This is a genomic window from Flavihumibacter solisilvae (genome assembly GCF_000814475.1).
In the GTDB taxonomy this organism is placed as follows: Bacteria; Bacteroidota; Bacteroidia; order Chitinophagales; family Chitinophagaceae; genus Flavihumibacter; species Flavihumibacter solisilvae.
The window spans coordinates 183,421-196,923 of record NZ_JSVC01000010.1 but is presented as its reverse complement, the minus strand read 5'-3'; the positions used below and the strand labels follow the sequence as shown (position 1 = coordinate 196,923).

General features: G+C 48.9%; 12 protein-coding genes. 11 read left to right on the top strand and 1 reads right to left on the bottom strand.

What is annotated here, in order from left to right; translation table 11 throughout:
- Window positions 1-14: 14 nt before the first annotated feature.
- The 9 genes from OI18_RS10215 to OI18_RS10175 are packed head-to-tail and all read left to right on the top strand — an operon-like array spanning window position 15 to window position 11,357.
- The gene (locus OI18_RS10215; RefSeq protein WP_039139560.1) at window positions 15-1,688 is read left to right on the top strand and encodes a glucoamylase family protein; all 1,674 of its coding nucleotides are present in this window, start codon (window positions 15-17) and stop codon (window positions 1,686-1,688) included.
- Window positions 1,689-1,705: 17 nt separating this feature from the next.
- The gene (locus OI18_RS10210; RefSeq protein WP_039139558.1) at window positions 1,706-3,061 is read left to right on the top strand and encodes a glucoamylase family protein; all 1,356 of its coding nucleotides are present in this window, start codon (window positions 1,706-1,708) and stop codon (window positions 3,059-3,061) included.
- A 9-nt stretch (window positions 3,062-3,070) separates the two neighbouring features.
- Window positions 3,071-4,759, top strand: coding sequence for a GMC oxidoreductase (locus OI18_RS10205; RefSeq protein WP_082037912.1), 1,689 nt, complete (start codon window positions 3,071-3,073; stop codon window positions 4,757-4,759).
- Window positions 4,756-5,172, top strand: a complete 417-nt coding sequence (locus OI18_RS10200; RefSeq protein WP_039139555.1) for a DoxX family protein — start codon at window positions 4,756-4,758, stop codon at window positions 5,170-5,172. The genes OI18_RS10205 and OI18_RS10200 overlap by 4 nt, the downstream gene beginning before the upstream one ends.
- Before the next feature lie 6 nt (window positions 5,173-5,178).
- Window positions 5,179-6,915, top strand: a complete 1,737-nt coding sequence (locus OI18_RS10195; protein ID WP_039139553.1) for a discoidin domain-containing protein — start codon at window positions 5,179-5,181, stop codon at window positions 6,913-6,915.
- Between the two features lie 2 nt (window positions 6,916-6,917).
- A complete protein-coding gene (locus OI18_RS10190; protein ID WP_082037914.1) occupies window positions 6,918-7,580 on the top strand; it encodes a GDSL-type esterase/lipase family protein in 663 nt (220 codons plus the stop codon).
- Window positions 7,581-7,590: 10 nt separating this feature from the next.
- On the top strand, window positions 7,591-9,879 hold the full coding sequence (gene bglX, locus OI18_RS10185; protein WP_039139549.1) for a beta-glucosidase BglX: 2,289 nt from the start codon (window positions 7,591-7,593) through the stop codon (window positions 9,877-9,879).
- A 25-nt stretch (window positions 9,880-9,904) separates the two neighbouring features.
- Entirely contained in the window at window positions 9,905-10,717 is an 813-nt protein-coding gene (locus OI18_RS10180) for a 3-keto-disaccharide hydrolase (protein ID WP_039139547.1), read from the top strand.
- Window positions 10,698-11,357, top strand: a complete 660-nt coding sequence (locus OI18_RS10175) for an HAD family hydrolase (protein ID WP_052273068.1) — start codon at window positions 10,698-10,700, stop codon at window positions 11,355-11,357. Before OI18_RS10180 ends, OI18_RS10175 begins: the two co-directional genes overlap by 20 nt.
- A 5-nt stretch (window positions 11,358-11,362) precedes the next feature.
- On the opposite strand, the gene OI18_RS10170 is transcribed toward OI18_RS10175, so the two are convergent.
- Complete coding sequence (locus tag OI18_RS10170) at window positions 11,363-11,623, bottom strand: DUF4834 family protein (protein WP_039139544.1); 261 nt, start codon at window positions 11,621-11,623, stop codon at window positions 11,363-11,365.
- An 89-nt stretch (window positions 11,624-11,712) separates the two neighbouring features.
- Here OI18_RS10170 and OI18_RS10165 point away from each other — a divergent pair, with 89 nt between their 5' ends.
- Both OI18_RS10165 and nusA read left to right on the top strand, forming a co-directional pair.
- Window positions 11,713-12,240: an LSm family protein gene (locus tag OI18_RS10165; protein ID WP_240312752.1), complete on the top strand. Its 528-nt coding sequence runs from the start codon at window positions 11,713-11,715 to the stop codon at window positions 12,238-12,240.
- Between the two features lie 11 nt (window positions 12,241-12,251).
- Window positions 12,252-13,499: a transcription termination factor NusA gene (gene nusA, locus OI18_RS10160; protein ID WP_039139541.1), complete on the top strand. Its 1,248-nt coding sequence runs from the start codon at window positions 12,252-12,254 to the stop codon at window positions 13,497-13,499.
- The last annotated feature ends 4 nt before the right edge of the window (window positions 13,500-13,503 follow it).

Genomic DNA, 13,503 nt, shown 5'->3' with positions numbered 1-13,503 from the left:
ATTTTCATTGCAGCATGAAGGCCAGGATTTTGATAGCAGGATTACTTTTGGGCAGCATTTTCGCATGCAGTAAATCGGAAGACAACGAACCGGCTCCCGAACCACCGCCGGCACCATCAAAATTTGATATGACCGCATTAACGGTCGACGGCAACAACAATGGTTTCAGTTATACCGATGTAAAATCAAAACCCACCATCCGCGTGTCTTTCGCCAAAGACATTAAACCATCATCTATTGAACGCGCGGTATCATTGTCAGCAGGCGGAAGCAGCTTTGTGCCCGTATCATTAACTACTGATAACCGCGACAGCACAATCGTAATTGTTCCCGGTGAAAACCTGTCGCCTCTCACCCAATTCACGCTCCGCATTACCAGCACTCTTGAAGCAAATGATGGCAGTAAACTGGCATCGCCGGTAAATGTGGCGCTGAAAACGCCAATTGATTCTACTGCGAAGTTTCCCCTGATTACAGATGACTCGCTGCTGACCCTGGTACAGAAACAGACTTTCCGTTACTTCTGGGATCTGGCGCACCCGGTCTCCGGCCTTGCCCGCGAACGCAATACTTCCGGTGATGTGGTTACTTCCGGCGGTTCAGGATTTGGCATCATGGCTATCGTTACGGCAATTCATCGCGGGTTCATTACCCGGAACGAAGGTCTTGAACGCATGAAAACTATAGTCGGCTTCCTTGGTACAAAAGCTGCCAGGTTTCATGGCGCATTCCCGCACTGGCTCGACGGTGCCACCGGGGCTGTGCAGCCCTTCAGCGCAACTGATAACGGTGCAGACCTCGTGGAAACTTCTTACCTGGTGCAGGGATTACTCACCGCACGTCAATACTTTAACCGGGCAAACGCAGATGAACAAACGCTGAGGAATGATATCAACGCCATTGCCGATGCAGTGGAATGGAGCTGGTTCCGGAAACAGGATGAACAGGTGCTGTACTGGCACTGGAGCCCGAATTACCAGTGGCAAATCAATATGCAGATCAAAGGGTGGAATGAATGTCTCATCACCTATGTACTCGGGGCATCATCAAAAACCTTTTCCGTTCCAAAGACCGTATATGATAACGGGTGGGCAGGCAACGGGGGCATGAAAAACGGGGCAGCTTATTACGGCTATACCCTTCCCCTGGGTCCCGCATTGGGCGGGCCACTTTTCTTCGCACACTATTCCTTTCTTGGTATAGACCCACGCGGCCTGGCAGATCCTTATGCAAATTACCAGGTTCAGAATACCAACCATACCCTCATCAACTATAGTTACTGCGTAGCCAATCCAAAATCGCAGTATGGGTATAGTGACCGCTGCTGGGGACTGACTGCGAGTGATATCAAAAACGGGTATACCGCCAGCTCACCCACCAACGACCTGGGATTCATTGCGCCTACTGCCGCAATCTCTTCCCTGCCCTATACTCCCGCTGAGTCAATGAAAGCGCTGAAATTTTTCTATTACCAGCTGGGCGACAGGATCTGGAAGGAATACGGGTTCACGGATGCATTTTCGTTGAAAGACATCTGGTTTGCGGACTCGTTCCTGGCCATTGACCAGGGCCCCATCATCGTCATGATCGAGAATCACCGGTCGGGGTTGCTTTGGGAATTATTTACCAGTTGCCCGGAAGTGAAAACCGGCATGAAAACACTCGGCTTCTCAGCACCATACCTGTAACGCAATAAAAAACAAATATGAAGTTTCGTCAGTTCCTGTTAATTCCGCTGCTTGCTGTCCTCTCCTTTACCGTAACAGCACAAAAGAAAAAAGCAGTTGCCGAAAAAGCGGTCGCAGCCCGTCCCGCCAATCTAAGCGATTCGGCCTTGCTGGACCTGGTGCAAAAGCAAACCTTCCGGTATTTCTGGGACTTTGCACACCCCGTTTCCGGCCTTGCAAGGGAACGAAGTAATGTGGCATTCAACTATGGCAACGAAGTGACCACCACCGGCGGCACCGGATTCGGGATCATGGCTGTTATCGTCGCTACGGAACGCAAATGGATCGGTAGGGACACCGCTGCCCGCTTCCTGCTGAAGATGGTGAATTTCCTGCTGAAGGCGGATGCCTACCATGGCGTATTCCCGCACTGGCTGAATGGTGAAACTGGCAAAACCATTCCCTTCAGCCGCAAGGACGATGGTGCAGACCTGGTTGAAACTTCCTTCCTGTTCCAGGGACTTTTATGCGCCCGCCAATACTTCAATGGTTCCGGCCAGGTAGAAACGGAATTGCGTAACCGAATTGGCTGGATGTGGAATGATATTGAATGGGACTGGTTTACCCGCGACGGGCGGGAAGTACTGTACTGGCACTGGAGCCCGGACAATGGCTGGGCCATGAATTTCGCGGTGCGCGGTTTCAATGAATGCCTCATCATGTACGTGCTGGCCGCCTCGGGTGAAAGATATCCCGTGAGTCCTGCCGTTTACCACCGCGGCTGGGCTGAAAGCAATTTTTTTAAGAACGGGAAGGAATTCTATGGAATTAAACTACCGCTGGGCTTCGACTACGGCGGACCGCTTTTCTTTTCACATTATTCGTTCCTGGGTCTTGACCCGCGCGGACTGAAAGACAACTATGCCGATTACTGGGAGCAGAATAAAAATCACACCCTTATCAACCGCGAACATTGCGTGCGGAATCCGAACCACTTCAAGGGTTATGGGGCTAATTGCTGGGGACTTACAGCCAGTGACACCTATAAAGGCTATGATGCCCATTCCCCGACCAACGATAACGGCACTATAACGCCCACAGCCGCACTGTCTGCCTTCCCCTACACGCCGGAATATTCCATGCAGGCACTCAGGCATTTTTACACTGACCATGGTGACAGGATCTGGAGCCAGTATGGCTTTATTGACGCGTTCAATGAAACACAGGGCTGGTATGCAGACAGTCACCTCGCAATTGACCAGGGACCGATCATCGTGATGATAGAAAATTATCGTTCCGGCCTCCTTTGGAATCTTTTCATGCAAATTCCCGAAATTCAACGTGGACTGCAGAAGCTCGGTTTTCAAAGTCCGCATTTTAATTCGTCAAAATAAATTCTGAATTTGGAAAACACTTACGACGCCATTGTCATTGGCAGCGGAATAAGCGGCGGGTGGGCTGCAAAAGAATTATGTGAGAAGGGATTGAAAACACTGGTCCTGGAACGGGGCCGGAATATTGAGCACATCAAGGACTACCCGACTTATGATAAAAATCCCTGGGAGTTCGAACATCGTGGCAATATGACGCGCGCCTTCCTGAAAGAAAACCCGCTGATCACCAAAGCTGCGGGGTTTGGCGAAGACACCGCGCATTTTTTCATCAAGGACGCTGACCATCCTTATGTACAGGAGAAACCCTTCGACTGGATCAGGGGATACCAGGTGGGCGGAAAGTCACTGACCTGGGGCAGGAGTTGCCAGCGCTGGAGTGATTTCGAATTTGAAGCGCCCAAAAGGCTCGGGTTTGCGGTCGACTGGCCGATCAGGTATAAAGACATTGCGCCATGGTATAGCCATGTGGAAAAATTCACCGGCATCTGTGGCGATAAGGACGGCATACCCTCCATGCCCGATGGTGAATTTATTCCCGGGTATGAACTGAATTGCGTGGAGAAGCACATGAAGCAGGTGCTGGAGAAAGACTTTGGCCGGCATTACATAACCGGCAGGTGGGCGCAGTTGACAGAACCCACAGAATTGCACCTGCAGCAGGGTCGCGGGCAATGCCAGAACCGGAATCTTTGCATGCGCGGATGTCCCTATGGAGGTTATTTCAGCTCAGTAACATCCACACTGCCATGGGCAAAGAAAACCGGTAACCTCGTGGTTCGTCCCCATTCTGTTGTGCATTCCATAATTTACGACGAGCAAAAAGGCAAGGCAACCGGCGTTCGCGTGATCGATGCCGTTAGCAAAGAGGCGATCGAATTTCATGCACGGGTGATCTTTGTGAATGGCTCGGCTCTCAACAGTAATCTCATCCTGTTGAATTCAATTTCATCGCGTTTCCCGAATGGACTGGGTAACGACAGCGGCACACTTGGTAAATACATCTGCTTCCATAATTACCGGGGCTATATGAGCGGTGTTATGCCGGGCTTCACTGACCAGTACTACAATGCTGCCCGCAGGCCGGCGGAATGCGTGATCCCGAATTTCCGGAACCTCGGTAAAGAGGACACGGATTTTATCGGTGGGTATGTTATTTTCAGCGGGGCCTGGCGTGGCCGGCCATCCGCAGATGATTTCCCGGGGGTGATCGGTGCAGAGCTGAAAGAATCTCTTTCTGAACCCGGCCCCTGGCGAGTGTATATGTATATGCAGGGTGAAACAATCCCGAAAGAATCCAATCATGTCAGGCTGAGTGGAGACAAAAAAGATGCATGGGGTGTGCCCCTTCTTGTAACTTCCGTGGGCTATGATGAGAATGATGAAAAAATGCTGCAGGATTTCCTGGTACAGGGGAAGGCCATGCTTGAAAAAGCAGGGGTAACGGATGTGCAGACCAGTGATTCCAAACAGCCACCCGGACTCGATATCCATGAAATGGGCGGGGTGCGGATGGGCCGTGACCCGAAGACATCAATGCTCAATGAATTCAACCAGCTGCATGCCTGTAAGAATGTGTTTGTAACTGACGGGGCCTGTATGACCAGTACAGGTAACCAAAGCCCTTCCATTCTTTACATGGCGCTGACTGCAAGGGCTGTAGACCACACAGTAAACGAGATGAAAAAAGGACATCTATGAATAGTTTCTTTTCTCCCTCCGTTAAGATCTGGTATGAACCAGGCATGACGCTTATCAGGATCATTACCGGCCTTTTCATGGTATACCATGGCGTAGAAGTGTTTGATGCAAAGCAAATGCAGGAATATACCAAATGGCTTACCGACCTTAAGTTTCCGAGCCCGGCCATAATGGCTTACCTGGGAAAGACTGCCGAATTCATCGGCGGTTGCTGCATCACCCTGGGACTTTTTACGCGGGTGACCGTATGGCCAATGATACTTACAATGCTGGGCGTCTGCTTCGGGATGGGAAAAGGAAAGATCTTTTATGAAGATCAGCATCCATTCATGTTTGTGCTGATCGGGCTGATATTTTTCTTCAATGGTCCGGGCCGCTACAGCGTGGACCAGGCATTGTTTGGCAGAAAATAATTCGACATGAAAAGAATGATCCTGGCTGCGATGGTAATGTTGTTTTCCATTGCAACTGAAGCACAGCAGAAAACGTATTGTAACCCGATCAACCTGGACTATGGATATACGCCTATTCCGAATTTCAGTGAATGGGGCAAGCATCGTGCTACAGCTGATCCCGTTATCGTGACCTATAAAGGGGATTATTATCTTTTCTCCACCAACCAGTGGGGCTACTGGTGGAGCAGTGATATGCTTAACTGGAATTTTGTTTCGCGCAAATTCCTCAAGTCATATCACAAAGTGTATGACGAACTCTGCGCTCCGGCAGTTTGGGTGATGGGCGATACCATGCTCGTTTTCGGTTCCACATACACCAGGGACTTTCCCATCTGGATGAGCACCAACCCGAAAGTGGATGACTGGAAGGAAGCAATTGACTCTCTCGATATCGGTGGCTGGGACCCGGCATTCTTTCTCGATGATGATGGCAAATTGTATATGTATAACGGGAGCAGTAACCGCTACCCGCTGTACGGGGTGGAAATGAACCGGAAGACCTTTCAGCCCATTGGAACAAGGAAGGAGATGTACCTGCTGGAAGACTGGCGGTATGGCTGGCAGCGTTTCGGTGAGTACATGGACAATACCTTCCTGGATCCCTTTATCGAAGGGGCCTGGATGACCAAACACAACGGTAAATACTACTTCCAGTATGGTGCACCGGGAACAGAAATGAGTGGTTATGCCGACGGGGTAATTGTCGGTGATTCACCACTCGGACCCTTTACACCGCAGTCCGATCCGATAAGTTTCAAACCAGGCGGATTTGCGCGGGGTGCGGGACACGGAGCCACATACCAGGATAAATGGAACAATTACTGGCACGTGTCAACAATAGGCATAACGGTAAAGAACAACTTCGAACGGCGTAACGGGATTTGGCCTGCGGGATTCGATAAGGACGGCGTTATGTATTGCAATACCGCCTTTGGAGATTACCCGCACTACCTGCCGGAAGGAGAAACGGATCACCTCAAAAGCCGTTTCACTGGATGGATGCTGCTGAATTACAATAAGCCGGTGCAGGTTTCGTCTACCCTTGGTGGTTATGCGGCGAATAATGCAGTAGATGAATCGATCAAAACCTACTGGAGCGCAGCCACAGGAAATAAAGGCGAATGGATCCAGAGTGACCTTGGTGCGCTTTCGACGATCCATGGTGTGCAGGTGAATTATGCGGACCAGGATGCAGAATTCCTGGGGAAGCGGACGGATATCTATCACCAGTACCGGTTGCTCTATTCAACAGATGGAAAAAAGTGGAATGTGCTGGTTGACAAAAGCGCAAATAAAAAAGACGTTCCGCACGATTATGTGGAGTTGCCAAAACCCGTGCAGGCAAGATTTGTAAGGCTGGAAAACATCCAGATGCCGACGGGTAAGTTCGCCATCAGCGGGCTCCGGGTATTTGGTAAGGGCAACGGGGCAAAACCACATGAGGTAGAACAATTTTTGGTGTTAAGAACGGAAAAGGACAAACGAAGTGCGTGGCTTAAATGGAAACCCGTAGATGATGCCTATGCTTACAATATTTACTATGGCACCTCACCCGATAAGATGTACAATTGCATAATGGTTCACGATGCCAATGAATATTATTTCAAAGGCATGGATAAACTAAAAACTTATTATTTCACTATTGAAGCCATTAATGAAAATGGCCAATCAAACCGTTTCAGCACGGTAAAAGCCGAATGAAAATGAGAAATACCCTTTACTGTTTCCTGCTTCTTTTGTTTGTTTCTATCCGTACCACTGCGCAGGATCTGCCCTTTGCAAACGACATCCGTGAGTTCAAAAAAATGGACAGCATCAGTGCACCACCGCAGAATGCAATCCTGTTTATCGGCAGTTCATCCTTTACCCTGTGGAAAGATGTGGCAGATTATTTTCCTGGTCATACAATCGTGAACCGTGGCTTCGGGGGATCACAGCTGACGGATGTGATCCGGTATTCAAATGATATCATTGTTCCGTACAGGCCGGCACAGGTGGTGATCTATTGCGGGGAAAATGACATCTCATCCAGCGATGCCATCGCCGCAACTACAGTTGTGAAGCGATTTGAACAATTATATTCAATAATCCGGAACCGGTTCCCGGGTGCAGGCATAGTGTATGTGTCGATGAAGCCAAGCCCGAGCCGCAAAAAGTTTATGCCGAAAATGGTGGAAGCGAACGCACGTATCAGGCATTTCCTGCAGGGCAAAAGAAATACCGCTTTTATTGACGTGTACAGTAAAATGCTTGACAGGAATGGAGAACCATTAAAAGATATTTACCTGGATGACAGTCTGCATATGAACGCCAAAGGATATGCGATCTGGCAAAAGGAGATAAAACCATATTTACTGAAACAATAAATCAATCTGTATGCACGCCATCCGCAAAACCGGTAGCCTCTTCCTGGTTTTATTGTTGTTTATTTCTGCAACAGGCCAGACATCCGACCCGGCAAAAATGAAAACCTTCATTGATGCGCTCATGAAAAAAATGACGGTGGATGAAAAGATAGGCCAACTTAACCTGGTAGTGGGTGGTGAAGCAACAACAGGTTCCTCGGTTAGCCAGGATGTGGACAACAAGATCCGGAACAGTAATGTAGGTGGCATCTTCAGCATTACTACGCCTGCACGAATCCGTAAGACACAGGAAATTGCGGTGAATAACACCCGCCTGAAGATCCCGCTGATCTTCGGCATGGATATCATTCACGGCTATAAAACGGCATTCCCGATTCCACTTGGCCTGTCATGCAGCTGGGACCTGAAACTGATTGAACAAAGTGCAAGAATTGCCGCACAGGAAGCCAGTGCAGACGGCCTTTGCTGGACATTCTCGCCGATGGTTGACATTTCCCGCGACCCGCGTTGGGGCCGGATCGCAGAGAGCTCCGGTGAAGACCCTTACCTGGGATCAGCCATTGCAAAGGCGATGGTGAAAGGTTACCAGGGTACTAACCTCGCCGCCAATAATACTATTCTCGCCTGTGTGAAACACTTCGCACTTTACGGCGCGGGTGAGGCTGGCCGTGATTATAATACGGTCGACATGAGCCGGGTCCGGATGTATAATGAATACCTTCCTCCATATAAAGCTGCGATTGATGCTGGTGTGGGAACAGTAATGACCTCATTTAACGAGATCGACGGGATCCCGGCCTCGGCAAACAAATGGCTATTGACTGATCTCCTTCGCAGGCAGTGGGGCTTCAAGGGAATGGTCGTTACCGATTATACCTCAGTTAACGAGATGATAGATCACGGGCTCGGAGACCTGAAGACCGTGTCCGCGCTTTCCCTTAAAGCAGGTGTGGACATGGATATGGTGGGAGAAGGATTCCTGAAAACACTGAAGCAATCACTTAGCGAAGGGAAAGTGACCATGGCTGAAATTGACCGGGCATGCAGGAATATACTTGAGGCAAAATATAAACTGGGGCTGTTCGATGACCCTTACCGGTATTGTGATGAGAACAGGAAGAACGAGATCTTCACCGAAGCGAACCGGAAGCAGGCCCGGCTTACAGCTGCTAAATCCTATGTGCTGCTGAAAAACCAGGGCGATATCCTGCCCCTGCAGAAAAAAGGGACAATTGCCGTGGTGGGACCGCTTGCCAACAGCCGTGAAAACATCCTGGGCACCTGGGCTGTAACCGCCGACTACTCCAATCCGCCTAAATCCCTTCGCGAGAGTCTCGCAGAAGTGGCAGGTAGCGGGGTAAATATTGTATATGCCAAAGGTGCCAATGTTTCCGAAGATTCTGCCCTTGAAGCGCGCGTAAGCGTGTTCGGTAAGAAAATGGAAAGGGATAACCGTCCAGCTGCCGAGTTAATCGATGAGGCATTGAAAGCCGCAGCAGGCGCAGATGTAATTGTTGCTGCCATGGGCGAAACTGCGGAGATGACCGGTGAATCTTCCAGCCGTTCAGAACTGACATTGCCGGCCAGCCAGCAGGCATTGCTCGACGCACTGATGAAAACCGGCAAACCAGTGGTAATGGTGTTATTTACCGGAAGGCCGCTGGTGTTGTCAAAAGAGGACAAGCAACTCCCTGCAATCCTCAATGTCTGGTTCGGCGGTTCCGAGGGCGGACTTGCCATTGCTGACGTTTTATTCGGCGATATAAATCCATCAGGAAAACTGACAACCACATTTCCCCGGAATGTAGGACAGATCCCGATCTATTACAGCCACAAGAATACAGGTCGGCCGCTCGCTGGAAATGAGTTCCAGAAATTCCGCTCCAATTACCTTGATGTATCAAATGAGCCGCTGTACCCGTTTGGCTATGGCCTTAGCTATACCACATTCTCTTACGGTGAAGTGTCTGTAAGCAACAAATCACCGAAGGGCGCGCAAAAACTGACAGCGACTGTAACGGTTACAAATACCGGCAAACGGGCTGGTGATGAAGTGGTGCAGCTGTATATCCGTGACGTGGTGGGAACCAATACGCGTCCGTTGAAGGAATTAAAAGGGTTCACCACGATTTCGCTGAAACCCGGGGAATCAAAACAGGTGAACTTCACTATTTCGCCGGACGACCTGAAGTTTTATAACCATGAATTAAAGTATGACTGGGAACCGGGTGCCTTTACCATTTTCATCGGCCCGAACTCACGTGACCTGAAATCGACCGATATAAATTGGAGTAAATGACTTTTACTGTTTACTTTGAGTTCTCATGAAGCCAGATAACCTGTTTTCCGCCATCCCGATTGCATTGTTCGTTTTTGTCTGTTCGTTTGCCCAGCATGCACCGGATAAAAACAAATGGATCCCGCTGTTCAATGGGAAGAACATAAAGAACTGGATCGTTAAGATCAACCACCATGAGGTCGGGGAGAATTTCGGGAATACGTTCAGGGTAGAGGATGGCTTGATCAAAGTACGTTATGATCAGTATGGCGATTTCAACGACCAGTTTGGTCATCTTTATTTTAAAACACCGTTCTCATATTATCATTTATCGCTCGAGTATCGCATAACCGGGGAGTTTCATAAGTCGGCGCCGGGATATGCCATCAGGAACAGCGGTGTCATGATGCATTCACAGGACCCGAGGACAATGCGGAAAGACCAGGACTGGCCCATTTCCGTAGAAATGCAATTCCTGGCAGCGTTGGATGATGGCGCACCGAGACCAACCGGGAATATGTGTTCACCCGGAACGGATGTGGTATACAATGGCCGGGTAGATCCGCGCCATTGCATTGACTCAGAATCAAAGACCTACAAAATAGACGAATGGGTAAAGGCTGAAGCGATCGTTCTTGGCGACTCGCTGATCACCCACATCATCAACGGCGATACGGTGCTGAGGTACTCCAGTCCACAGATCGGCGGCGGCGTGGTAAACAACTACGACCCCAAACTGAAAATTGACGGCAAGCTCCTTAAAAAGGGGTTCATAGCCTTGCAGAGCGAAGGACAGCCGATCGATTTTCGTAACATTGCCATCCGGATCATCAAACCGAATGAGTATACGAAACGGTAATGGCTTTTACATGCAGAAAATAAAGAATATCATACTTGACCTGGGTGGAGTATTGCTTAACCTGAATTTCAAGAAAACGGAAGAGGCGTTCAGGGCACTCGGAATAGAGGATTTCAACACTCATTTCTCACAATTCCAGGCTTCGCCTTTGTTTGAAGATCTCGAGGTAGGCAGGGTAAGTCCACTCGAGTTTTTTGAGCATTTCCGTCGCGAAACCGGCCTGGCCCTTACAGACGAGGCGATCATAGAATCCTGGAACGCGATGCTGCTCGACTTTCCGCCGGAGCGGTTGCAGTGGCTGGAAGACCTCGGTAAAAAGTACAGGGTGTTTTTATACAGTAACACCAATTCAATCCACTACGATTCTTTCCACGAAGCCTTCGAAAGGTCGTTCCCCGGTAAAAACCTGAACAATTACTTCGAAAAAGCATATTACTCCCATATCCTCGGAAAGCGAAAGCCTTTCGCGGATTCATTCCGGATAATACTGGAAGACGCGGGCCTGCTGGCCGAAGAAACAGTGTTTATTGATGATACGATCGGGAATATTGAAGGCGCACGCGAAGCAGGTATCAACGCAATTCACCTGGTGCCTGGTAAAACCGTGCTGGATATAAAAGAAAGTGACCTTGCTTTCTGAGCGGGTTATTTGATCTCCTCGAAATCGATGTAATCGCTTTTGGATACTTTCCTGGACTCAGGCTGAACCGGTTCCCTCTGCTGACTGAATTGCTGCTGGTTCTGGTATGCTTGCTGCTGGGCGCGCATCTGGGTTTCCATATCCTGCTGGGCAGCTTTAAACTGGCGTCGTACCTGCCTGGTGGTTTTTGCCACTGGGATGATGAAACCGAAAATAAACCGGTATGCGATATACGCCAGTAACAGTAATAGTACAGTTTTCAACATAACTGTTCAAAGGTACGGGCTTGGCAGGTTTGTAATTGTTAATCTTAACACAGCTGTAATTTGGAATATATGCCACTATTACCTTATTTTTGCACCAGATAAAGATTCAACAGAAGGGAACGAAAGCGTTCCCTTCTTCATTTTCCATGACAAACGAAGCATTAATACAGGCGGTCAGCCAGTTCATGCAGGAATTGCTGAATGGCGACACCGATTATTTTCTGGTTGAGGTTAGGATAAAGCCGACAAACAATTTTAAAGTGTTCCTCGATGCGGATTCAGGGGTCTCGATAGCCCGGTGCATCTCCATAAACAGGGCCCTTTACAAGAAAATCGAGGAAGCAGGCTGGTTTCCTGAAGGGGATTTTTCCCTGGAAGTATCCTCACCCGGGTTGGATGAGCCATTGAAAATGTGGAGGCAATACAAAAAAAATATCGGTCGCACGGTTGAAGTTGTACTGCCTGACAGTACAAGGCTTTCCGGGGTCCTTCAAACAGTAACCGAAGACGGTATTGTTGTGGAGGAAACCAAAGGGAAAAACAAAAAAAAGGAAGTAATAGCACACTCCTTGTTATTCGATAACATCAAACAGACAAAAATTCAGGTAGTATTTTAAATAGCACTACAATGGCAAGTATCAATTTGATTGAAGCATTCCAGGATTTCAAAGAAGCAGAAAATATCGACCGCCCCACGATGATGAAGGTGGTCGAGGACGTATTCAAGACCCTCCTGAGGAAAAAATATGGCAGTGATGACAACTTTGACGTTATCGTAAACGCCGAAAAAGGTGACCTTGAGATTGTTCGCCGCCGTACGATTGTTGAAGACGGTAATGTCGAAGATCCGCTTGCAGAGATCGCTTACAGCGATGCCCGCAAGATCGAACCGGACTACGAGGTGGGGGAAGAATTGTACGAAGAGATCGAGATCCTGGATTTCGGCCGCAGGGCAATCCTGGCCGCAAAGCAGACTCTTGCCAGCCGTATCAGCGACCTGAAAAAGAATGTGCTGGTTAAAAAATATGGTGACCGCATCGGCGATATCATCAGCGCCGAGGTTTACCAGGTATGGAAAAAGGAAATTCTCCTGCTCGACGAGGAAGGAAATGAACTCATCCTCCCGAAAAGCGAGCAGATCCCGCAGGACTATTTCAAGAAAGGCGAGAACATCAGGGCGGTTGTAAAGAAGGTTGAATTAAAAAATAATTCACCCGTAATCATTTTATCTCGCACCAGTCCGTCATTCTTGGCTAAATTGCTGGAAATTGAGGTTCCTGAGATCTTTGACGGCCTGATCGTGATCAAAAAGATCGTTCGTGAGCCCGGAGAAAGAGCAAAAGTGGCGGTTGAATCCTATGATGATCGCATTGACCCGGTTGGGGCCTGTGTGGGAATGAAAGGAAGCCGTATTCACGGGATTGTTCGAGAACTGAAGAACGAGAACATCGACGTGATCAACTGGACCAACAATATTCAGCTATTGATCCAGCGCGCTCTCACCCCTGCGAAGATTACCAGCATGGAGCTGGACAACGAAAAGCAGCATGTTAATGTCTTTTTGAAGCCTGACCAGGTATCCCTGGCCATCGGCCGTAAGGGTGTTAATATCAAACTGGCCCAGGAATTGACCAGTTTAACTATTGATGTATTCCGCGACAACGAAGGCGAGCCCGAAGAATATGATATCGACCTTGACGAATTCAGCGACGAGATCGAAACATGGATCATTGATGAGCTGAAACGCATTGGTTGCGATACCGCACGCAGCGTTTTGGACCTTACAGTTGACGAATTAGAGAGAAGGACCGATCTCGAGAAGGAAACAATTGAAGATGTCAAGAAGATAGTTCAGGCAGAGTTCGAGAAGGAATAACGGT